The 21,315-nt window shown below is 63.8% G+C and carries 17 protein-coding genes and 3 pseudogenes; 7 read left to right on the forward strand and 13 right to left on the reverse strand.

The genetic code is table 11. The annotated features are described in order from the left end of the window. Positions 1–23: 23 nt before the first annotated feature. The 5 genes and pseudogenes from ABZ693_RS27135 to ABZ693_RS27155 all read right to left on the reverse strand — a co-directional run bounded on the left by ABZ693_RS27135 (position 24) and on the right by ABZ693_RS27155 (position 2,441). Complete coding sequence (locus ABZ693_RS27135; RefSeq protein WP_359882297.1) at positions 24–461, reverse strand: nuclear transport factor 2 family protein; 438 nt, start codon at positions 459–461, stop codon at positions 24–26. A 117-nt stretch (positions 462–578) separates the two neighbouring features. Then, positions 579–710, reverse strand: a pseudogene (locus ABZ693_RS27140) (undecaprenyl-diphosphatase); the annotation flags it as partial. Between the two features lie 505 nt (positions 711–1,215). Then, a pseudogene (locus ABZ693_RS27145) lies at positions 1,216–1,532 on the reverse strand (transposase family protein); the annotation flags it as partial. A gap of 214 nt (positions 1,533–1,746) precedes the next feature. Beyond that, the gene (locus ABZ693_RS27150) at positions 1,747–2,010 is read right to left on the reverse strand and encodes a hypothetical protein (protein WP_359882345.1); all 264 of its coding nucleotides are present in this window, start codon (positions 2,008–2,010) and stop codon (positions 1,747–1,749) included. Then, positions 1,989–2,441 carry a hypothetical protein gene (locus tag ABZ693_RS27155; RefSeq protein WP_359882299.1) on the reverse strand — a complete coding sequence of 151 codons (453 nt, stop codon included), beginning with the start codon at positions 2,439–2,441 and terminating at the stop codon, positions 1,989–1,991. Before ABZ693_RS27155 ends, ABZ693_RS27150 begins: the two co-directional genes overlap by 22 nt. A gap of 37 nt (positions 2,442–2,478) precedes the next feature. On the opposite strand from ABZ693_RS27155, the pseudogene ABZ693_RS27160 reads away from it, so the two are divergent. Together ABZ693_RS27160 and ABZ693_RS27165 are read left to right on the forward strand one after the other, a co-directional pair. Then, a pseudogene (locus ABZ693_RS27160) lies at positions 2,479–3,186 on the forward strand (IS256 family transposase); the annotation flags it as partial. A 402-nt stretch (positions 3,187–3,588) separates the two neighbouring features. Continuing rightward, positions 3,589–4,635 (forward strand): IS630 family transposase, encoded by a 1,047-nt coding sequence (locus ABZ693_RS27165; protein ID WP_359882301.1) that lies wholly within the window; start codon positions 3,589–3,591, stop codon positions 4,633–4,635. 91 nt (positions 4,636–4,726) lie between these two features. Here the strand turns inward: ABZ693_RS27165 and ABZ693_RS27170 are convergent, their stop codons facing one another. The 3 genes from ABZ693_RS27170 to ABZ693_RS27180 all read right to left on the reverse strand — a co-directional run bounded on the left by ABZ693_RS27170 (position 4,727) and on the right by ABZ693_RS27180 (position 7,846). Next, positions 4,727–5,068: a transposase gene (locus ABZ693_RS27170; protein ID WP_359882304.1), complete on the reverse strand. Its 342-nt coding sequence runs from the start codon at positions 5,066–5,068 to the stop codon at positions 4,727–4,729. A 118-nt stretch (positions 5,069–5,186) separates the two neighbouring features. Continuing rightward, on the reverse strand, positions 5,187–6,143 hold the full coding sequence (locus tag ABZ693_RS27175; protein WP_359882342.1) for an HNH endonuclease: 957 nt from the start codon (positions 6,141–6,143) through the stop codon (positions 5,187–5,189). Next, positions 6,143–7,846, reverse strand: a complete 1,704-nt coding sequence (locus tag ABZ693_RS27180; RefSeq protein ID WP_359882307.1) for a ParB N-terminal domain-containing protein — start codon at positions 7,844–7,846, stop codon at positions 6,143–6,145. The genes ABZ693_RS27175 and ABZ693_RS27180 overlap by 1 nt, the downstream gene beginning before the upstream one ends. Positions 7,847–8,182: 336 nt before the next feature. Here ABZ693_RS27180 and ABZ693_RS27185 point away from each other — a divergent pair, with 336 nt between their 5' ends. Then, entirely contained in the window at positions 8,183–8,719 is a 537-nt protein-coding gene (locus tag ABZ693_RS27185; RefSeq protein ID WP_359882310.1) for a hypothetical protein, read from the forward strand. Positions 8,720–9,173: 454 nt separating this feature from the next. Then, positions 9,174–10,913 carry an ATP-binding protein gene (locus ABZ693_RS27190; protein WP_359882313.1) on the forward strand — a complete coding sequence of 580 codons (1,740 nt, stop codon included), beginning with the start codon at positions 9,174–9,176 and terminating at the stop codon, positions 10,911–10,913. Between the two features lie 72 nt (positions 10,914–10,985). On the opposite strand, the gene dndE is transcribed toward ABZ693_RS27190, so the two are convergent. The 4 genes from dndE to dndB are packed head-to-tail and all read right to left on the reverse strand — an operon-like array spanning position 10,986 to position 15,978. Beyond that, positions 10,986–11,363 (reverse strand): DNA sulfur modification protein DndE, encoded by a 378-nt coding sequence (dndE, locus tag ABZ693_RS27195; protein ID WP_359882316.1) that lies wholly within the window; start codon positions 11,361–11,363, stop codon positions 10,986–10,988. Beyond that, entirely contained in the window at positions 11,353–13,344 is a 1,992-nt protein-coding gene (gene dndD, locus ABZ693_RS27200) for a DNA sulfur modification protein DndD (protein ID WP_359882319.1), read from the reverse strand. The genes dndE and dndD overlap by 11 nt, the downstream gene beginning before the upstream one ends. Then, positions 13,331–14,851: a DNA phosphorothioation system sulfurtransferase DndC gene (dndC, locus tag ABZ693_RS27205; RefSeq protein WP_359882321.1), complete on the reverse strand. Its 1,521-nt coding sequence runs from the start codon at positions 14,849–14,851 to the stop codon at positions 13,331–13,333. Before dndC ends, dndD begins: the two co-directional genes overlap by 14 nt. Continuing rightward, complete coding sequence (gene dndB / locus ABZ693_RS27210) at positions 14,848–15,978, reverse strand: DNA sulfur modification protein DndB (RefSeq protein WP_359882324.1); 1,131 nt, start codon at positions 15,976–15,978, stop codon at positions 14,848–14,850. The genes dndC and dndB overlap by 4 nt, the downstream gene beginning before the upstream one ends. Before the next feature lie 77 nt (positions 15,979–16,055). On the opposite strand from dndB, the gene dndA reads away from it, so the two are divergent. Next, positions 16,056–17,198, forward strand: coding sequence for a cysteine desulfurase DndA (gene dndA, locus ABZ693_RS27215; protein WP_359882327.1), 1,143 nt, complete (start codon positions 16,056–16,058; stop codon positions 17,196–17,198). Between the two features lie 4 nt (positions 17,199–17,202). Here the strand turns inward: dndA and ABZ693_RS27220 are convergent, their stop codons facing one another. Then, positions 17,203–18,642: a DNA phosphorothioation-associated putative methyltransferase gene (locus ABZ693_RS27220; RefSeq protein ID WP_359882329.1), complete on the reverse strand. Its 1,440-nt coding sequence runs from the start codon at positions 18,640–18,642 to the stop codon at positions 17,203–17,205. Between the two features lie 998 nt (positions 18,643–19,640). Here ABZ693_RS27220 and ABZ693_RS27225 point away from each other — a divergent pair. Both ABZ693_RS27225 and ABZ693_RS27230 read left to right on the forward strand, forming a co-directional pair. Then, on the forward strand, positions 19,641–19,838 hold the full coding sequence (locus ABZ693_RS27225) for a hypothetical protein (protein ID WP_359882332.1): 198 nt from the start codon (positions 19,641–19,643) through the stop codon (positions 19,836–19,838). Between the two features lie 530 nt (positions 19,839–20,368). Next, a complete protein-coding gene (locus tag ABZ693_RS27230) occupies positions 20,369–20,938 on the forward strand; it encodes a carbamoyltransferase N-terminal domain-containing protein (RefSeq protein ID WP_359882335.1) in 570 nt (189 codons plus the stop codon). Positions 20,939–21,315: the final 377 nt, after the last annotated feature.

The following is a 21,315-nucleotide window of genomic DNA, read 5'->3' on the forward strand; positions in this document are numbered from 1 at the left end:
AGCGGAGCGGGCGCCGGGCCGCCTCACATCCGGCGCCACTTCTCCTCGACGACCACCGAGCCCAGCCGCCAGCCCTCGGCCCCGCGGAGCGCGGTGAAGGCGTACCGCCCGCCCGCGACGAACTCCGCGCCGGAGGCGAACCGCATCGGGTTGAGGTAGTCGGCCCGGACGGTCGCCGTGTCGCCCGCGTAGCCGTCCGGGTCCCGCAGGGTGATCCGGCGGTTGACGATGAGGTGCTGGCGTACGGGGAACAGCCGGATCGACTCCGCGAGCCAGTCGGCGACCTCCTCCACCGGGCCCTCGATCCCGCCCGAGGAGCGGTAGTCGGCCCGCGCGCCCGGCGCGAACAGCGCCCGGTACGCCGTCCAGTCGGCGTCGTCCACGGCCATCGCGTAGCCGGTGACCAGATCGTCGACGGCGAGCCGGGCCATCACGGCGGCGAGATCCACGCGCTGCGTCATCGGCTCAGTGTCGGACAGCGGGGGCGCGGGGCCAAGGGGCGTGCGCGGGTGGGCTTCGCGGCGTCCGTCTCGGACGGTCTTGGACGGACGCCGTGAAGCCGGGACGAGCGGCCGGGGTCAGCCGGCGGCGGGCTCGCCCGCGTCCGGGCTGAGGACTCCCATGCCGACCAGGATGAACAGCAGGATGCCGAGGGCGATCCGGTAGATCACGAACGGCATGAAGGACTTCGTCGTGATGAACTTCATGAACAAGTTCAAGTCGAGGTTCTGAGCGGCTCTGACCTGCTGTTTCCACCACTCATCAAGATTGAATGGGAGAGCAGTGGGAGATGGCGCTTTCCAGTGCTCTCCCTCGCCGGCCACGAAGCGCAGCCACCTGGTTTGCAGCGAATTGGCGATCTCCTGCTCCATGGTCAAGGGAACGTGCGAGACCGGCGACCTCGTGGCCCATGCGGGTCTCCACGGCTATGCGACTGTGTCGATCTTCGTCCAGCCACTCCTTGCCGCCGTGACGAAGCAGGTACAGCCGCTTCCCGGCGTACGCGGTCGCGGGGACCTCTGGAAGGGGACGGCGGGAGGTGACCAGCTGAGGCTGGTTCAGGCGGACCCTCGTGAACTCCTCGGAGGCCGGTCGACCGCGCGAGACCGGCTGCCAGTAGCCGAGGTTTGCGCTGGCCAGCAGCCCGCCGCCGATGGCCGGGAACAGGTACTCGTGGTCATGGGTGGCGAAGAGCGCCGTGAGCCTTTTCCATCTTCAGCCTGAGCTGGCCAGATGCAGGGTGAGGACAGCCTGAACAAGGCTCGTGATGCGGGTGGTCGAGCAGCGGAGCTTGCGGAGAAGCCGCCAGGACTTGAGGGTGGCGACGGCCTGCTCGACCAGGGCCCGGATCTTCGCGTGGGACCGGTTGACGGCCTGCTGGCCTGTGGACAGCGTCTCCCACCGGCCGCGGTAGGGAACACGGACCGTGCCCCCGGCTCCTTGGTATCCCTTGTCGGTCCGTCCATGACGTCCGTGCGGCCCGCGAGCTTGTGTTTGCCCGAGTAGAACGGTCGGTCGACGGCAATACGGTCGGCCCCGGCCGCATGATCCGGCAGGGGCGTTCTACCAAGAAGCCTTCGACGTCGTACGAGCCCAGGCAACCACCCGACAGCGCGACGTCATGTTCACCGGCAGTGGAGGAGAAGAGGTCAACGCCCACCACTCCAGGACCGATGCGGGTGGCTGTGTCACTTCCCGTGGGCTCTGATCCACTTTGTGTGGTCCGATCACGGAGCGTCACCGTGCTCAGTCCGTGAGGAGGATCTGTCGGCGGAGTAGGTTGAATCCGGCCCGGCCATACCCGTCTCTCTTGATCCGCTTCACCCTGTTGACGTTGCCCTCGACCTTGCCCAAGCTCCATTGCAGGGTGAGTCCGGCGCGTCGAAGTCCTGCCGCAGGCCACGGGCCAAGGCTGCAGAGCGGCTTGAGGCCGGTGTCCTCGGGGCAGGTGAGCCAGGCGTCGAGGTCGGTGCCGCGACGCACGGTCATCATGCGGGCGAAGGCGCGCACGCATTTGCCGACAGCATCCAGCTCCGGGCAGGGGGCCAAACGCTGCTTGAGTTGCTCTCGTCGATCTTGTCGGGGTGGGCGGTCATCAGCCATGGGGCCTTCCGGACGGTCAGCTCTTTAGGCTTGTCGGGCGCGGGTTTGCCGTCGGCCCGGATCTGTTGGAGGTGGCGGCGGACGGTTTGCTTGCTTCCGCGGTAGCCGAGCTCGACGATCTCGGCGTGAAGACGTGCCGCGTCCGTGCAGCCCTCGTTCCAGCGCCGATACAGGTAGGGCGAGTAGGCGTGGATCTGGCCGTAGCGGCGGGAGCCTGGTACGCAGGAGGCGTCGTCAGGGGTGGCGGCGTGTGCGTAACGGCGTACGGTCTTGCGGTTGAGCCCGAGGGTCTTGGAGATCGCGTCGATCGGCACGCCCTTGTCGTAGAAGCCATGCATCGCGGCGTGGCGCTCACTTCATGTCCTGTCGCAGCGCTACCTGGATGCGACGTACTGCAAGGCGCGGGTCGCACACGAGCTCGTCTCCCGGGCCGTGGTGATCGCCACCGGCATCACCGAGGACGGCGGCCGCGAGATCCTGGGAGTGATGGTCGGCGACAGCGAGAGCGAGGTGTTCTGGAGCCCGTTCCTCCGCTACCTGCGCGAACGCGGCCAGAACGGGGTCCGTTTCGTGCTAGGCGACCACCACTCGGGTCTGGTCAAGGCGATCCGCAAGGTGATGATCGGCGCCGCCTACCAGCGTTGCCGGGTTCACTTTCTGCGCAATGTCTTCGGCGTGATCGCCAAGGACGCCGCGGAGATGGTCGCCGCGACCATCCGCGTCATCTTTGCCCAGCCCTACCAGGCTGCCGTCCGCCGTCAGCTCGACATGGTCGCTGACATGCTGGGCACACAGTTCCCCCAGGTCAAGCGGATGCTCCTGGACGCCAAGGACGACCTCACCGCCTTCGCCGCCTTCCCGGAACGGCACTGGAAGAAGAACCAGTCCACGAACCCGCTGGAACGGGTCAACCGCGAGATCAAACGCCGCATCGACGTCGTCCAGGTCTTCCCCAACGACGACGCGCTCCTGCGGCTGGTCACCGCCGTGCTCGTCGAGATGCACGACGAGTGGATCGCCTTCCCCCGCCGCTACCGCCCCGAGGGCAGCATGGACCAGATCTACCCCGCCGAACTCCCCGAAAGCGTCCCCCGCACTACCCAACACCACCAACACAACCGCCGATTGATCGGCTACCCCACTACTGGGGACCTGACCTCGTCGGCCAGATCCGCGGTATCGAACGGGAGTTGCGCGACAACGGCCTGTACGAAGTGGTGGTCCTCGACTCCGTCATCAACGCCACCACCAGCCTCGACTACCAGCACTGGGTTCTCACCACCATCAACGCTCTCTGCGTCGCCGACGGGCAGGTCTGCATTGGCACGCAACCTGGAACGTGAGTTGGCGTATGAAAACTCCGAGCACTCCATCAGCCGCGACTCCACCCGCCTCTCCTTCCTGGACAGCGAGAACGTCGACATGCGGTTCGTACGCGGCAAGTATTGATCCGAAACGCTTTGGGTTCAGGCTCGTGGACTGTTCGTGAGTGATCTGGTGGGGGATGCGCGGACGTGGTCGCCTGACGCGCAGGAGGCTGTGCGGCTGCTGGCGGTGTCCGCGCTTGTGGAGGGCAGGGACCGGTCGGAGGTCGCGGCCTTGTTCAAGGTGTCGGTCAGGGCCGTGGACAACTGGTGGGCGAGGTGGCAGACGGGTGGCCGGGACGCGCTGCTGTCCCGGCCGCGAGGCCGCTGCACAGGCGAGCACCAGGTGCTGTCCGAGGCCGAGCAGGCCGCCGTGCGGCAGGCGGTCCTCGACCACATCCCCTGCGACCTGGGGCTTTCTGGTCAGCTGTGGACGCGGGGGCTGATAGGTGAACTGATCTTCAAGCTGTATCGAGTCCGGTTCACCGAGCCCGGCGTGGGCAAGTACCTCAAGCGGTGGGGCCTGACCTTCCAGCGGCCGGACAAGCGGGCTGTCGAACAGGACCCGGAGGCCGTCCGCGTCTGGTGCGAGGAGACCTGGCCGGCGATCCGGGCCAAGGCGAAGGCGGAAGGCGCCGAAGTCCTCTTCGGTGACCAGGTCGGGATCCGCTCGGACCAGGTCACCGGCCGCACCTGGGGCGCCAAAGGTGCGACGCCGGTCGTCCGTCGCACCGGCAACCGGTTCTCCGTGAACGCGATGTCCGCGATCAGCACCCGCGGCCGGATGCACTTCATGGTCTTCACCGAGACCTTCGACGCGAAGGTCATGTGCCGCTTCCTCGCCCGGCTCGTCGGCCACTTCGACCGCAAGGTCCACCTGATCGTCGACCGGCACTCGGCCCACCGCTTGAAGTCCGTCCGGACCTGGCTCGCCGACCACGAGGACCAGATCGAGCTGCACTTCCTGCCCTCGTACTCACCCGAGCTGAACCCCGACGAGCTCGTCAACGCCGACCTCAAACGCAGTCTGCCCCACACCCACCGGGCCAGGAACCAGGCCGAACTCGCCACCGAAACCCGCAGGTTCTTCCAACGCCGACAACGCCAGCCCCACATCGTGCGCGGATACTTCGGCGCTCGGCACGTCCGCTACGTCATCGACGAGTGAACCCCATGAGTTTCTGATCAATAGGGCTGTCTGGCGAGCTTGAGCACCCGGCACGTCACCGTGACAGGCACCCCGTCCCCGGCCAGCTCCTTCACGAGCGGGTAGATCCTTTTCCTGGCAGATGTGTCTGCGACAGATAGGCCGTGGCCCGGCGCAGGACCTCGTTCTCCTGCTCCAGCAGCTTGATCCGCCGACGCGCCTCCCGCAGCTCCGCGCTCTCCTGGCTGGAGGTTCCGGGCTTGGAGCCGTCGTCGATACCCGCCCGGCGCATCCACTTCCACAACGTCATCGGATGGACTCCGAAGTCGGTGGCCACCTGCTCGACCGTCACACCCGGGGCGCGGTTTTTCGCGACCCGCACGACGTCCTGGCGGAACCCTTCCGGATAGGGCTTGGGCCCAGCGACATCCTTCCCACCCGCCTCACAGGGCAAGCCAATTCAGGTGTCACCCGATCGTGCGGCAGATCCAGCCGTGTCGCTGGGCAGCCCGCATACTGCGCGCCTTGAGCAATTCGGCGCAGCCTGCGTCGCTCCGGGAATCTCGCGATTCCTAGTTGGCGGTAGCGGCTGCGAGGCGCTTGGGTCCGATCCATCTATCCAGTCGCCACGGATCGTGTTGCTCACAAAAAACTGCCAGGTTGACCGGCGTCAGTGCACCTTTGATGTTCCGCGGTCCAGCGAAGAGTTCGCTGTCCTCAATCCTTGCTGCGCACCCTTCTGAGAATTCACATCGTCTGCGCGTGGCCACGGTGCGCAGAACCCAGAGAGGCTGAGGCTGCGTCACAGGCCCGAGGGCCTGGTGGTCAAATATGCCAGCAGGCCATGGAATCGTGTCATAGATGCTTGTGTACCTGTTCTTGACGGAGTTACACCACCCACAGGAGAGGCGCAGGTTCTCGACTGTCGTCCTCCCACCCTCCACAACAGGAACTACGTGGTCCACTTCGATACAAAGCTGACTGGCACGCACGCCACGAGGGCGCGTGAAGTCAACTAGCTGTGGCGTAGGCGGTTCGTCAGGGGCAAGGCCAAGAAACTTATCGCGCGCGTGGTCTCCGAACTGGTACCCGCACAGGTAACAGCGAGGCTGTGGCTGACCCATCGCCCACAGGTCTTCACGCATCGCGACTCCGATTGCGGATCGCTTGCGCCTCCTCCTGGCAGCGACAAGCTGCCAGGCAAACTTCGTCACCACACGCGCGTACTTCTTTCGCTCGTCCGCAGGGACCTGTGGACTGACAGTATTGAAGTACTCCAGTATGGGCGCATGAAGGTGCCCGATACTTAGTTCGCAGTCGAGTTCATAGGGCGCCAGGTCGACCAAACCCTCGATGAACCATCGCCCCCAGACCGTTGACAGGTCCCCACGCAAGAGCCAGCCGTGATTTCCGGATACGACCTCCGGCACGCTGCACCTTGAAAGGGATTTGAGAGCCTCGTCGGACCAGTTGCTATCCAAAGCATTCTTGATCTCGGCGAAGAACTCGCCGACCTCCTGAGGCTGCATCACGCCCCAGCAGCAGGGTTGTACTCGCCCTCCTTGGGTAGCGACTCGGGATTCCTCCGGTAATCATGCCAGAGGCGGCTCCAGGTCCTGCGAATGAGAGGCGTGTCCTTCTTCTCGACATTCCACAACCGATTGAAGTAGGCCGGATTGACGTCTGTGAGCCAGGCCTCCATGGTGGCGTCGACATCGTCGAGGCTGTTCAGCGTCTTCCTGTGCATGCGCAGGAATTCAAAATAGTCAGCCGCCAAGATCGTGAGGCTGATCTTGTTGTACAGGTTGCTGCGTGTGGTCCCCCAGGCATTCTTGGCCTCAGGGTCCTCGGCGCCGAACTTCCCCCTGATGTTCGAGTAGAACCTGATGAAGACATCCCGCCAGGGTCCGTCAGGCCTGGCCCATGCCGCGACCTTCTCGTCGTGAGTGTCGAAGTCCGCGACGAACGCACTTTCGTCGAGATGGTACTTGCGCCAAACGCGGGCCCAGTCGTCCCTCTGCCCGTAGAGCTTGCCTCCGGACAGCTCACGGAAGATGCCTACGAGCCCCTTGAGAACCGGCCATTGCAGCAGGGTCCTGTTGTCTCCCGCGATACCGGTCTGCACGAAGTTCTTGAACGGGCTCTCTTCCGCACGCGTGAGATAGGCGATGGCCTGAGAGTCGTCCAGTTTGATGCCGGCGTCCTTCAGTCGCTGCGCCACCGGATCCAGCTCGTCCTTGCTCAAGCTCGTCGACACGATCGTACCCAGAAGGGCCTTGCCCATAGGCGTAGCCTTCTGGTTCACGACGACGAACTGGAAGACGTGCTCGCTCGGGCTGGGGTCGAGCAAGAGGGAGACGGGCAGCCGCCGCGCGTGTGCCGCAATGAAGTCGGTTTTGGCCTGAGCCGGATCCTGGCCGTTCTCCGCCGCCTCCAACAGGAACACCTCTCCGTCTTGGCTCTCAGCACGGCTCGCTGCGGCCAAGACCGCACCTTTCAGGCGATGTTGCCCATCAACAAGCATGATCGGCTTGAGATAGCTGATCATGGCTTCCCGGTCGAACCCGAGGATCTTCTTCGGCTTCACATCAGGGTCCAAGGCTTCGAGTACCTTGATGCGGCCCTTGAGCTCTGTGTAGAAGTCGATCAGATGGGTCTCGTCGGTCAGCAGTACGCTCGCCGCATCTGCATAGTCACCATTACCCGCCTCTTCCGCTCCCGCCTCTTCGTCATCATCTTCCTCATCTGCCACCGCCTCGAGTCCGTGCTCCTTCCGCGCTCGATCTATGATCGACGAGAGGCGCTCCTGGTCCAGCGTGGCTTTTTTGAGCTCTGACATACGAGACTCGAGGCGTGCAACCACCCGGGACATCAGGTCGAGCAAGGGGGTGTCACTCAAGTCTTCACTCGTGATCTCCAGCGTGCCGAACTCGGGCATGCCGTCGAGAGGCTTGAAGGTGACGGAGGTATCGCTCTGCGGCGCTGCCAGGAGTGGGTTCTGCACGATGTTGCGTTCATCGTGATAGAAGCTGGACAGCTCTCGGATCCTTGACTTGCTCTCCTGCCGCTGGAAACCGATGGTCTCCTCGTTATCGAGACGACCGCGCTGAGGCACACCGACCCACTGATCAATCTGCGTGGCCGGCGCGGCGAAGAAGACCAGGGGCTTGCCCGACGGAGTCTGGTGAGTCATATGAGCCGGGTACGTATAAGTGATCATCTTCGCGTTCACGCGGGGTCCTCCAGAGCACTGATCCAAGATGACGCCAACGCTACCTGGTGGAGCCCGCCCTACGCCGTCGGTCTTGGATCTCCGCTCAGCACCTGCCCCTGACCTGCGGCGAAGACGATCACACAGGTGATGTTGCAACTTGTCTGACGGGATGGGCCGTTGAGCTGTCCCCTATGAGATGAGAGCGTTCCGCCAGCGGCTGTCGGTGGCAGGCTCTACAGTTTCAAACACCTGCTCATGCCGAAGTCGACCGTACGGCGACAACGGCCAAAGGGAGAGTGGGTCACAACTGAGTGGGTCCGGCTTACAGTAGCCGGGCACCCGGGGAGGAGCTTGATGCTCCAGCTCAACGACGTGCGCATCGAGACGATGCGTCGTCTGTACAAGGAGAGCACGAAGAGGGCCTGGGACGGGGAGTACCTGGACGTCCTTGACACTGCCCTGAGCTTCTCGCTCGGTCCGAAGCGCGTGGCGGACAACCCTGACCTCCTGTGCCGGAACGTCATCCGTGACGCACGTCGCACGCTCCGCCGTTCGCAGGCCAACGCCCGCCGGAGCGCCGCCTGCCGGCCTTTGGCAGACGCCGGGCGTCGTCGCGCATCCGCCACTGCAGCAGACGGCTCGCTCGTAGTCGAAATGGTCACGCACGACACTCCCGAGGCCCGAGCCCTCGTGTCGGAAACCCTCCGGGAATTGGCTGCCTTTGCAGCAACCCTTGGCCCTCATGGTCCCGACTGTCTCCAGGGCATGCTCGACATGGCGACCGTCCCTCGTTCGGCGAGGCAGATTGGGGTATCCGTGGCGACGGTTGAGCGTGCCCGTCGCGCTCTCCGAGAGCACGCTCGCTCACTGATCAGCGGGATCACCGCATGAGTCAGTCCCGCAGCACCCCCGTTCGGTTAGGAGAACCGTACAGGGGCAGCTCCAAGGTGGCCCTTCGCTTCATACGAAGCGTCGTGCGCATGCAGATTCCCGCCGGGACCATCGGCGCGTACCTGCTGCTGGAGCACACACAACAAGGTGTCCAGGCCCTCTACGTTGGGCGGTCAGATACCTGCCTTCGCCGAAGGCTGTCCCGTCATCCGTTGCGCGGGGGCGCGACCCACTTCGTCATAGCGCCAGCCCGCAACTCCCTCCAGGCCTACGCGACCGAGTCCTTCTGGTTCCACCAGTACCGCTCCGCGGGCAGCTCAATCAGGAACCAGATCCACCCCGCCAGCCCCGCGGGCACAGGCCGTCGGTGCCCGTTCTGCCCTGAGCAGGCCACTGCACGCGCTCTGCTCCGGGCCTTTCCTCACCCTCGACACCCCTAGATCAGGAGTACAGCATGAGCAAGAACAGCAAGGACGTCATCCCCGTGGTCCTGTCTGGACAGGCCCTCCTGAGCCTCCGCGAGTCCGGTCACAACTTTCCCTCGGCCGTGGGTGAGGTGATCGACAACAGTATCGAAGCCCGAGCTAACAACATCCAGATCCTCACCGAGGAAGTGATGAAGGGCCGGAGGAAGGCCATCGACCAGATCGCCTTCATCGACGACGGCGAAGGCATGGATGATGACACCCTGCATCACTACCTGCAGTTGGGCTTCTCGAAGCGGTTCATGTCCGAGAAGACCATCGGCAAGTTCGGCGTCGGTGCCAAGCTCGCCGGCCTCAGCGTGGGCACGCGCATCGAGGCTTGGTCACGTACGGCCGACAGCGACGCCATCAGGCACGTCTCCTTCGACCTCCTCGAAGGTATTGACGCGGAGAAGCGGGGGGAGGCTGTCGGCATCAACCCGCCGGACGACGAGCCTCTGCCGCCTCATCTGGAGGAGCACTTCCCTGAAGGCTCCGGAACGTTGGTCCTGTGGTCGAAGATCGACCGTGTCTCCGACGGCCATGGTCGAAGCACCCCGGACCACGTGCGGAACGAACTGAACAAGGAACTGTCCCGCATCTTCCGGGAGTTCTTGTGCGGAGGGATCGCCATCAGTGTTGACCAGCTGAACCTCAAGCCCCATGATCCGACCTTCCTGCGGAAGGGCACATGGGTGGACCACGTGCTCACCGAGGAGCTCTCCCGAGCAGGCGAGGTCACTCGCAAGGACGGGGAGGAGCTGCACTTCCACGGTCAGGTGTTCTTCAACGAGCAGGTGAAGGTTCAGGGGTCGGACCACAAGATCAGGGTCGTCATCACCCTGGCGCCGCCCGAGGTCCTGCGGCACAAGGGAGCCGGCGGCGATGCCCTCGCCAAGAAGCTCCGCGTACCGGGCAACGGCGAAGAGGGGCAAATCAGCTTCATGCGGCTGGACCGGGAGATCAGCTACGGCCGCGTGGCCAAGCTCTTCCCGGGTTCCATCGAGACTCCGGATCGGTACATCGGCTTCGAGGTGCACTTCACACCCGAGCTGGATCGGATGATGGGCGTCCGCAACGTGAAGCGCGGAGCAGTGCCGGCTGACGAGCTCCGCAAGACGCTGGACACCATCGCGAAGAGTGTGATCCCGAAGGCCCGCGAGGAGATCCAGCGTGTGTGGGGTGTCGAAGCCCGAAAGGACGCCGTCAAGTCCGGGGAGAACGCGCCCATCGCGCGCGCGGTGAGGGAGGCGGACCGGACGATGCCTAAAAGCCGGGTCAAGCACGTGCCCACTCCTGAGCAGCGTGAGAAGGAGTACGAGTACCTGGCGAAGGATGCTGGGCGTGGCTCGTCCCAGGAGGAGAAGGAGGCTTACGTTCAGGAGATCAAGGATCTGCCGTTCGTGATTGAGACGGTCGACTTCCCCGGCGATCAGCTCTTCCAGCTCACCCACCTCGGCGATCAGACGATCATCCGTCTCAATGAACGCCATGGCTTCTACCGCGAGATGTACGAACCGCTGCAGGTGCTGGCCAAGGACAGCACGGCCAATGCCTCCTCAACGGCTGCCACCGCACGGCGAGCCATCGAGGCCATCGTCCTACTTCTCGTGGCCTACGCGAAGGCGGAGGCCATGCACGAGACCCCGATCGATCAGTACGGCGAACTCCGGAAGTGGTGGGGCGGCTTCACGGAGCAGTACCTGACCAAGATCAAGGATGTCCTCTAGCGAGCAGGAACAGGGTACGAGGGCGCCCGGTGGCAAGGGGTGAAGGCCCCATGGCCACCGGGCGCTCCTCTGTCAGACGACAGCAAGCGACACGAAGTCGCTGATACTCCTCAGGTCTGAACGTCCGTGGAGGAAGCCAACGCCACGGTGGATGTGAACGAGAAGCGTGCGCGACACAGCTTCGTCTGTGGGTTCTTCTCCGTCGGCGATGCACCGCTGCTTCAGGAGCGCAAGGTAGATGTCACCGTGTGACCCGGCGAAGGTCTTCCAGGACATCTCAACGTTGGAATCGGTGACGATCTCCTTCACCAGCGGAGTCGAACCGTCCCGCAGGGACAGCGCCAGCGCCCACCGGCACAGCACATTCCAATGGGTGATCCCAGTGTGCCGCTTGAGCCACACGAGCTGGTCCCTGGCAGTCTGGGAGAGGCGAATTGTCTCAAGCGACATGCTGGGCTCCCTCGGTCCACCAGTAGCCGGATTCCACCGTGGTGGTGAGGCTCTTGTCGTCATGAACGAGTGTGTACGTGTGTGCGAGGTGGGGCTTCAAACGGTTGAACAGGTGCTCGTCGATCTCTTCGTCAGTAGACAGGAGCAGTACCTGCCGTCCCGCCTTGGGGAAGTAGCGGTCCACAAGATGCTGGCGGTGTCGGCTGTCCAGTCGACCAAGCGGGGTGTCAATGATGCTGGGCAACCGGTTGACCGCGACCTGAGCCAGCCCCCACAGGAGCGACACCGCCAGAAGCTGGCGCTCGCCGGCGCTGAGCCTGCCAGGATCGATTGCTTCTCCGTCAGAGTTGGTCAGCACGAGGGTGAACTTGTCCGTGTCGATCTGAATGTCGCGGACGAGTCCCTGCTTACGCATGAGGGTGTTGAAGCTCCTGAGGACCGCGACTTCCACGTTCTCGATGTGGCGGTCGAGTAGAGCGGCGCCGAGCTTCTCCAGCGTGTTGCGGCCCTTCTCCGAGTACTCGATGACTCGCTCGAGCCACTCTGAGCGCCACTCGGCAACCGCACGATCTCGCTGCGTTCGTTTCAGGTCGCCGGCCATGCGGACACAGCGTGCTTCTGCCTCCGCATACAAAGCTTCGCCGCGGTCCACCTGCGCCTGCGCGACGGTGACCTTCTCCATGGCAGCCCTGCGCCGAGTGACCAGGTCCTTGATAAGCACTTCGTCAGGGACCGCGGCCAACTGCCGGTCTGCCGACGCCAAGACCTCAGCCACGTCCGAGGCTTCCTGTAGCAGTTCACGTGCCCGAGCGGTATCGGATACCAGCGCCTGGTCCAGGGCGGAGAGCTGCATCAGCGCGTCGTGTGGGAGCCCGAGACTCTGCTCGAGGTCCGCCGCGGCCGCACGCTTCTTCCGCTCGGTGGTCAGCTTCCTCTTAAGCGCCGTACGCGCCTCTGCGGACAGGGAGTCCGCGAGCTGACTGAGCAGCCATTCGTCTCGCTGCTCGAGGACCCCGATGACCCGGGAGGCGTCGTCGGCTTCCTTCTCCAACTGCGCTTGCTGCTTCACGCCCACGAGCTGTTCCTGTAGCAGCAGGAGAGGGAGGGAACCTTCGGCGATGGAAATGAGAGCCTTGTTCGTTGCTTTAGCCTGCTCTGCGATGCGATCGCGCTCGGCTTCCAGTTCCTTGCTGCGCTCAAATTCCTTACCGCCAGCGCGCTCGAAATCACTCTCAATTTTATGGAGGTCATACTTGCAGACGTCCAGCTGCGACGTGTAACCACCCAACCGCTGCTTGATATCCGAAGCGTTCTGGGTGGCCTGCGCCAGCTCCTGCTCCTGCAAGCGGATCCTGTCGATGACTTCCTGGTTTTCCTCAGACAGGCGCTGGCGATTCTGGAGGGCCTTGAGGTCGTTTCGGATCCGTCCCATCGCGCTCACCCCGAGCAGGGATTGGATCGCGGACTCGATGACCTTGGCTGCGCGCTCAGGATCTGCGAGCGACTCAACCTTTTCGCCATCGAAGAAGAAGAGGGAGGCTACGTCGATGGGGAGAATCGTCTCGACGTGATCTGCCCATCCGTCCGTGATGGTGCGGCTGAACTCGCCATCAATCAAGACTGTGAGGACTTCCTTCACCGCCTTGCCGCTGACGTACCAGTTCCTGACCACCCTGTAGTCACGTTCCTTGTCCTCCACGCTGACGGAGAACTCCAGTGCGATCGATGCACCTTCGGCGATGTTGGCCTTCCTATTGATGCACTGGTGGAGGTAGTCGAGGTATGCACGATTCCCTCGACCACTGCAGTCTGCCTTGGGGCCGTACAGGACCAGCTGGATGGCGTCTAGCAGTGTCGTCTTGCCGCAACCGTTCAACCCACCGATGAGGACGATCGGCCGCCCGGGCTCCGTGCGCAGTTCAAGTCGCTGTTCACCTTGGTACGCGCCGAAGTCGCGCAGGGTGATGTTATGCAGGAGCATCGTCGTTCGTCTTTTCGTCTAGCGGCAGGGCCTGGGGCTCAGTCTTGGCTTCCTGCTGGATATTTCCTTGAAGGGCCTCTCGCCTACGCTTGGCGAATTCTGTCGCGTCTTGCTCGTCTTTATAGAATCCCTTCTCGATCACCTTTTGAAGGGCTTCAAAGAGTCCGGAGCGACGAGTCTTTGTCCGGTACTCCCGCTCGACAGCCAGAAGTTCGCGCACCATCGTGAAATGGATTTCGTCACCGTCGCAGATTTCACGCAGGATCTCGATCTCGCCAGCACGGATAACGAGTTGTTCATCGAGAGGCTTCCCCGGGAAAACTTCTCCCGTAGCTTCTTCGTAAATCCTGGGGAGAGAGTCTTCCACCTCATGCTTCTTGAAGATCCAGAGCCGGCGGATCTCGTGGAGTTCTTCCATCGTGATCAGCTCAATGTTGCTCATGTCCTCAGGAGCCTTCTTCCGCACGATCGCTTGGGCCTCAAGCAACTTGCGGAGCCACTTCTCACGAGCGGCCTGAGTGTAAGGACCGGGGATGACGCGGTCATTGAAGAGCTGAACCCGACCGTCCATACGCCGGAAGTCTCGGGTTTCCTTCTCCTTCGACACATCGTCAAGCTCGTCTCGGAGCTTCAGGAGCGGCTCCATCCACTTCTTCTCCCGGTCGTTGTTGACCATGGCAGCCATCGACTTGTCCTGGTCCACGAGGGTGCAAGTCCAGCAGCCGAATCGGCTGTCGCCGCACGACGGGGTGGTGTCATCCACGACCAGGGGGCACTCGGAGTCGCTCGACGCACCCTGATACATGGTCAGCAGATCCTTGTTCTTATGGCCCCAAGGATTGGACTGCTGCATGAGGAACATCCAGACCTCGTCATTGGTCCAGTCCTCGATCGGGCTGTAGACAAGGGAGTTGGGTAGATTTCCGTTAGGAGAGAGACGATCCCGTACGCGGCCCTTCTCATGCTTGGCCATGGCTCGGGCGCGAGCCTGACTCTCGGCCTTGCGGATGCCGAGGACGAGGATGGCCTCGCCGTGGCGGCGAACTACCTTACGAATGAATGTATTTGAAGGCCGAATCTTCATTCGCTCCGTACACCAGCGGAACTTCGGGCGTGGAGCCGGGTAGCCACGGCCGATCAGATTTACCCAGAAGGTGTCCTCAACCTTTGGCGTCAGACGGTGGGGCTCAATGGGGAGCTGTTGCTCCTGCGCCGCCTTCCCCATCGTCTCCAGCGACCGGGAGACCCAGGCGGCGACCACCGGGTTCTCCACCAAGGTATCGGTGCTGATCACGTGCACGGGCTTGTTGCGCTGCTCGGCCGGCAGATCCTTCAGTGCAAGCCACACCAGCTGGAGAACAGCCGTGGAGTCCTTGCCGCCGCTGTATCCAATGACCCAGGGCACCTCGTCCGCCGTGTAGAGCTCGCGGACCTCCTCCGTCAGCTCGTTCACGACGTCAGACATGCGCCTCCCCTGGAAGGGGGCTGTCCGTGTCGGTGTGCTCATGCGTCTCCTCGTAGATATGCGTCCTCAACACGCTGCTCTTCGGGGCTCAGCCGGAGCTTCATGTGCTGTCGGAGGTAGTTCACAGTCAAGTTCAGGTTCTGATGGCTCTTCGACACGCGCCCGCCGATGAGTGCGCGCCCCTCCCAATCCGAATTGGTTCGAGTCCAGTCCACTGACTTCAACCGAATCAGCTTCGGTCGCCAGATCTTGGGAGCTTCAGAACCCCGGAGGAGAGTGTTGCCGATCCTGCCGATAGCGTGGAGAGCGATGCCATGCGTGTGGATGTAGTCCTTGCGCACCTCGGCTGCTGCCAGCTCTCGGCGGCGCACTAGATCCCACTCAGGGATGACCTCGTCGACAGCCTCCCAGAACTGCTCCGCAAGCTCCTGCGCCTTCTCCTTCTTGATCTCCAACCCTTGGAGCAGCGACTGAGTTGCGGAGTAGACGGAGCTGAGGGTGAAAAGCTTGCGAGACCGCTGGGCGAGAGTGCTGCTCTCCATCTCAACGTGCCCCTTAAAAACGGGGCACCTCATCGCGAGGAGCCTGGCAATGATCGCCAGGTCGTCGCGGTGGTCGTAGAGCACCCCGATGGACCGCGGCGGTCGCACAGCGTGGCGGTTGAGGTCAGCGAACATCTGCTGGCATCGAGCTAAGCCCGAGTCACGGAAGAAGACGACAGCGATCGTCTCCTCCCCGAGCTCAGGATTCTCCTTGAGTGCTTGCTCGATCGCTGCTCGGCGGTGCTGACCGTCGTTGATGAGGAAGCGGGCCGCCATCGGGATGCGGATCTGGCCGGCCCGCATCCCGACTCCGCTGTCCGAGATGCCCTCGAAGTGCATCTCGCCGTCGACGGAAGCGGTGAGCGCACTGAAGACGTAATTGTCCGGATTGTCGATAATGTACCGAGTGAGGGCCGGGAGGCGCCCCTTGTTCAGGACTCTCTGGGCGCGAACCTCAGGCGCCAGCTCATCTTCATCGAAGAGGAAGATCTTCGGGATGAGTCGAAGCGGACACATGGACACGTAGAACTCGCGCCCCGCCTGGACGCCCCGGATGGCTGGAAAGATGTAGTCAAAGCCGGAAGACGTGGCGGTGTCAACGAGTTGCGAAGGTGACGGTGATCCCACCCGCGTAACGGTATCGTACGTCAGGCATTACACGTACACGGTGTCCTGGAATAACGCACAGAGGTCTGGTGGAGCTAATGGTGACGTATCTCGACGCGGCAGCGACCACGCGCGTGGACCCGCGCGTGGCCGAAGTCGTGCTGCACTGGATGACCGAAGACTTCGGCAACGCGGGCAGCCGCACTCATGCATACGGCAGCCGCGCGAAGCGGGCAGTGCAGCAGGCGCGCGAGTACCTGTCCAGGACCTTCGATGCCGATGCAGACGAGTTGATCTTTACGAGCGGCGCTACCGAGAGCAACAACATCGCGCTGCTCGGCCTCGCTTCCTACGGCGAGCAGAGTGACCGGCGTCACGTCATCACGTCGGCCATCGAGCACAAGGCAGTCATCGAGCCGCTAGAGCATCTTCAGTCCCGCGGCTTTGAAGTCGACTTTATCGAACCTGGCCTCTCCGGCCGCGTGACGGTCGATGCTGTGATGGACCGACTACGCCCGGACACACTCCTCGTCTCACTGATGCACGTCAACAATGAGACAGGTGTCGTCCAGCCCGTCGTAGAGCTTGCCGAGCGACTGCGTGAGACTCCGACCTTCTTTCATGTGGACGCGGCGCAGGGGTATGGGAAGGTGCCGCAGGACCTCACTGCTCCCATCGACTTGATCAGCGTTAGTGGCCACAAGATCGGTGCCCCGAAGGGAGTGGGCATGTTGATCGCCCGCGACCGGGGCTTTGACGAGTTGCCTCTCCAACCGATCATGTTCGGTGGTGGCCAGGAGCGAGGGCTGCGGCCGGGAACCCTGGCGGTGCCGCTGATCATGGGGCTAGCCGAAGCGGCGAAGATCTTCCAGAAGGAGCACGCTCAGTGGAGCAAGGGTGCGGCGGAGCTTCGCGCCCGTATCCTGAGCGCACTGGAAAAAACTCGTTTCCATATCAACGGCGATCAAACCCACGTTGTCCCACACATCCTCAACCTGTCGTTCGACGGCGTCGACGCCGAGGCACTCATCGTGAGGCTGAAGGAGCACGTTGCCGTCGCGACCGGCTCCGCATGCACCAGTGCCTCATACACGCCTAGTCACGTGCTTACAGCTATGGGCTTGCCGGAGGAGTTGGCATCGAACGGACTCCGTCTGTCCTGGTTCCCAAGCCAAGCTGCTGACCTGGACGCTGAAGAACTTGCAGAGATGATCGTGCAGATGCAGCCGGATCCTGCGTGATCGCTCAGCCTGCAGTGCGCCTCACCAATCGGTGGCCTCGAAGCTCACGGCCGCAGCGAACGAGCTCGGCTTCCCAGCCATCCTCTGTGCCGATGAGGTGAGGGTGCTCGTATAGACCCGCCTTCACCTCCGCTGCCGTGAGCCGCTTGTAGCGATCGACGTCCGGGTCGTCAGCGGCCAGGAACTCGTGCTTTCGGTGGAGGAGGGGCCGGTTCAGGGAGTCTGCGTACGAGGTGAAGGACGTCTCCAGCGACTTCAGGTCCACGTGGTACGAGGACAGTGTCCGTGGATGCGGGTTGGTGTCGAAGTCCGGGTAGTCCAGCCAGCTCACCGCGCGGCCCTGGTGGCGGAGCTTGGTCAGGGTCCATTCCTGCGGACGGCCGGCGGCGATCGAGGCGCAGTGCTCGTAGAGGCGTAGCACCGTTGGCATCCTGTCAACGGCCCGCTGGTGGACGTAGAGAGCGGTCGGGGTGAGTTTTCCGACTGTGGACGCGTTCATGGCTCCGCGGATGTACGCGTCGTCGCGCAGCTTGAGCAGCAGCCGGTCGGACCGCTGGCAGGCTTCCTTGTAGGAGGAGAAGAAGGCACGGACGTCGAGCTGCACGCTGAGCGGAAGGCTGCCGAAGGGGCCACGGCCGTTGAAGAGTTCGACGGCGAGGAAGAGCAAGGTGTTGAGGGTAGTTCGCTTCCCTCCTCGTTCGACCTTGCTGGCGTCGGCAGAGTCCCGCACGAGCCGACGCACCTCATTGAGGCGCAGGTGGCCGAGCAACTCGGCCATCGGCTGGGGAACTTCTTCCATCCGGGGCAGTCGCCCACGTCGTTCGACGTAGTCAACCACCGCTGCAATCGACGAGGTCGTGTCTTCGGATGCGAGCCACTCCGCGTCAGGAGCGATCCGTCGAGCGAGGTAGCCGAGTCGCGCTCTCTCGTCCTTGAACGCGTAGACAATGCCTGGTGCTGCGGAGACTGTCCGTACACCAGTAACTTCCTCGACGTAGGCGCGGAGCTCGCTTGCCCCGAAGAGGTGTTGGAACGTCTGCCTGCTGGTGAGCAGGCCGTCGCCGAATGACTCTCCCCTGACTTTCGACTTCTCCCACGTCAGTCGTGCGGAGGCGACGAGGACGGTTCCCGCGAGGTCCCAAGCCCCCTTCAGGGTCTTGCGCCGCTCCTGCGGGTCTTCGATGACGTTGAGCACGTAGGTGAGGAGAACAACGTCCGCCGGCTCCAGCCTCGTATCGGCTTGGTAGAAGGGATCCCAGCCGACTGCTTGGAAATCCAGATGCTGGAGCGCACGTACATCGCCCCCACGGCCACAGCCGTAGTCAAGGATCATGAGCCCGGGAAGTACCTGCTTGTCGACCACGGCTTGCCGTGCGGGGGCCGAGAGGCTTGTTCTGCTGATCGCGGTCAGTCTGCGATCGCTACTCCAAGGCTGTTGCTCCATGTCCACGCCTCCCGCAACTGGCCGACAAGGGGAGGTTAGCTGCGGGCACTCACGAGGATGGGCACGATCAGAAGAACCCGCACCGTGCCCCGGGCCTCGCACCGGGAAGCGGGTCGCGAGCTCACCTACGCTGTAGGTGGCGCGGGGCCGACGTTACGGACTTTCCCCGTGGGCCTGCGCAATTTCCGGCTCTGTCGGGGATCTTGTGACGGACTGGGTCCTCGAAAAGGGGGTGGACGCCCCCGGGATACGGGTTGCCATGGCCGTCACCCAGCAGCTTGCCCGAGTCTCTGCGGAGTACCTCGCCGCCTGCTGGACACGCGCCGAGGAGTCCTTCGATGGTGATCACCAGTGGGCCCCGCCTACGGCTGACTGTCTCGACCGCGACTGGGCGCCAGCCATGCTGGAACGTGCGTGCGAGATCGCCGGAGTCGGCGAATTGCACCTTGCCGCGCTCAGACAGGCCACCAACGGCGGTGCAGCGATGGATGTCGGCTTCCTCAACGCTCACCCTCATGCATCGGGCCTTTCGGGCCTGCACTGGCCGCCCTTGAAGCGTTGGGAGTCAGGCAAGTCTCCGGTCTGCTCGGGGAGATCGACCTCCGGGCCGTTCTGGCGGTGCTGCCACTCGACATGCGTGAGGCAGGAGCGTTGATCGGCCACGGGGCCGAAGGCCTCGCCGACGGGCCCAGAACGTATCTGAAGGACCATTTCGATGCTCTGCGAGAGTTCTATGCAGGAGCCTCGAAGCAGGGCCTTGCTGTCGTCTCATGGTGGAACTGACTTCCCAAGGTGGGCGGTTGGTCGATTGCCTGTCAGTCTAACGGGCACGGGCAGGATCAGTCCGCGACGGCGCGGCTTGCCCAAGTCGTACGAGGTCATCCCGAACCAGGCCATGCGCAGTGGCAGCTCGACGACCCCTGGGTCGGGCCGTGCAACTCGTCCAGCGACTTCGGCAGACGGCACCGGAACTTCTCCCGTACAGCGCGAGGTCCTCGGTGTTCGTGCCCGAGAGGTTCTTCGACGCGGGTGCGGGGGTGGTGCGGCCTGGAGGGCATGCCTCCCACTATGGCGGCAGCTTCCCGCTCGCCGAGCAGCTGGACGCGGCCGATCACCGGCCGACATCCACCGGCAGGAAAGTCGGAACGGTCCGCCGCCCGCGGCATGCGGACGAGGGCAATGCGGTAGAGAACTGAGTTGCTCCGCGATTACCGCTGCGCGGGACGGCAACCAAGGCCCAGATCCGCGCCCTGGTTGCCGGAAAGGAGGCCGGCTGCACCGACGTACTCACCGTGGCCGGGCTCCGTGTCCCGGCCACGGCATGGGACTCGCCGAGGTGATGGTCGCGCTAGGCATCGCCTCCCAGACCAGCGGTGTGTGGTCCATGCCCGTCGCGCTCCCGACCCCCGAAGACGAACTGTCAGCTCGCACGCGGATCTCCGGTCTGGCCTGCCTGCGGGCAGCACAGGGCCGCCCGCTCGAAGGCTGACGAGCGACCCAGTCGCTGGGTTGTATGCAGCAGGAGCGTGGGCGTCCTCGTGCATCGCGGGCCTCCGCTTCTGCAGTCGAGAACCCAGGCCTTGAGGAGGCTGCTGTGGCAAGGGTCGTGGAGGGAATCACCGGTCGCCGATCGGGGACGACGGGCACCAGCCGAATCGGCCCGTACCGCCGCTCCCTACTCCCCCCTTGCTTCCACCCCTCCGCCTGCCTGGTCATCGACGGGAAAATGGTCGCCTTCGCCGAGGAGGAGTGCTTCTCCCGCCGCAAGCACCACAAGGACTCCCGCTCCTGCGCGGTGGCCGCGGCCTACTGCCTTTCCGAGGCCGGCATCACCCTGGCCGACGTTGACGAGATCGCCATCGCCTTCAACCCGGACTGGCCTACGCCGAGCAACATCTGCACGGACGCCGACCTGATCGCCGAACTCCTCGACCCCGCCTTGTTCGGCCACCACCGGCCCCGGCAGGTCACCGTGGTCGAGCACCACCTCGCGCACGCCGCCTCCGCCTTCCACCCCAGCGGCTTCGGCGAGGCCGCCGTCCTGGTGGTCGACGGCTCCGGCGACGGCGTCTCCGCCACCCTCGCCCACGGTACCGCCGACGGACTGAAGGTCCTGCGCCAGTTCCCGTTCAGCCAGTCGCTGGGCTGGTTCTACGAGACCGTCGCCGAACACCTCGGACTCGGCAGCTGGACCAGCTCCGGCAAGCTCATGGGCCTGGCCGGCTACGGCAACCCCGACCGCTACACCCTCGACTTCCTCACCGCCCGCGCTGGCGGCTCGCCGAGAAGGAGCTGAGCAACGTCATCGTGACGGCCGCAGCGGCACTTGCCACCATCAGCCCGGACCCGGAGAAGGCGCTTGCCGGCCGTGTCCAGGGCCTGCCGGCCCGCCTCAGCCTCGACTGACCCGGGCCGGCCGCCAAGCAGAAGGGCCCGCACAGCTGCTGCTGTGCGGGCCCTCCTTACTGCTCCCGACTTTGCAGGTGCGCACTTCTGACTGCTCGCCTCCCGGTCTCCCGGGTGGGAGACGAGTGGGAGATGATCATGGTGCGGTGCTGCAATCAGGCGCTAGGAAATCCTAGTGCCGCATCAGGCAACCTTCGCCTCTCGTGACGAGTCGCCCGGTCGCTGCGGTTGGCAGCTCCGGGCGATCAGAATGATCACGTGGCTGAA

The sequence above is a fragment of the Streptomyces laurentii genome (assembly GCF_040635425.1).
Taxonomy (GTDB): domain Bacteria; phylum Actinomycetota; class Actinomycetes; order Streptomycetales; family Streptomycetaceae; genus Streptomyces; species Streptomyces laurentii.

Bases quoted from the DNA above. Each gene is read 5' to 3' on its own strand.
- ABZ693_RS27135 (WP_359882297.1), bottom strand. From the start codon at position 461: ATGACGCAGCGCGTGGATCTCGCCGCCGTGATGGCCCGGCTCGCCGTC.
- ABZ693_RS27155 (WP_359882299.1), bottom strand. From the start codon at position 2,441: ATGCATGGCTTCTACGACAAGGGCGTGCCGATCGACGCGATCTCCAAG.
- ABZ693_RS27175 (WP_359882342.1), bottom strand. From the start codon at position 6,143: ATGCAGCCTCAGGAGGTCGGCGAGTTCTTCGCCGAGATCAAGAATGCT.
- ABZ693_RS27185 (WP_359882310.1), top strand. From the start codon at position 8,183: ATGCTCCAGCTCAACGACGTGCGCATCGAGACGATGCGTCGTCTGTAC.
- ABZ693_RS27190 (WP_359882313.1), top strand. From the start codon at position 9,174: ATGAGCAAGAACAGCAAGGACGTCATCCCCGTGGTCCTGTCTGGACAG.
- dndE (WP_359882316.1), bottom strand. From the start codon at position 11,363: ATGTCGCTTGAGACAATTCGCCTCTCCCAGACTGCCAGGGACCAGCTC.
- dndD (WP_359882319.1), bottom strand. From the start codon at position 13,344: ATGCTCCTGCATAACATCACCCTGCGCGACTTCGGCGCGTACCAAGGT.
- dndC (WP_359882321.1), bottom strand. From the start codon at position 14,851: ATGAGCACACCGACACGGACAGCCCCCTTCCAGGGGAGGCGCATGTCT.
- dndA (WP_359882327.1), top strand. From the start codon at position 16,056: ATGGTGACGTATCTCGACGCGGCAGCGACCACGCGCGTGGACCCGCGC.
- ABZ693_RS27220 (WP_359882329.1), bottom strand. From the start codon at position 18,642: ATGGAGCAACAGCCTTGGAGTAGCGATCGCAGACTGACCGCGATCAGC.
- ABZ693_RS27230 (WP_359882335.1), top strand. From the start codon at position 20,369: ATGGTCGCCTTCGCCGAGGAGGAGTGCTTCTCCCGCCGCAAGCACCAC.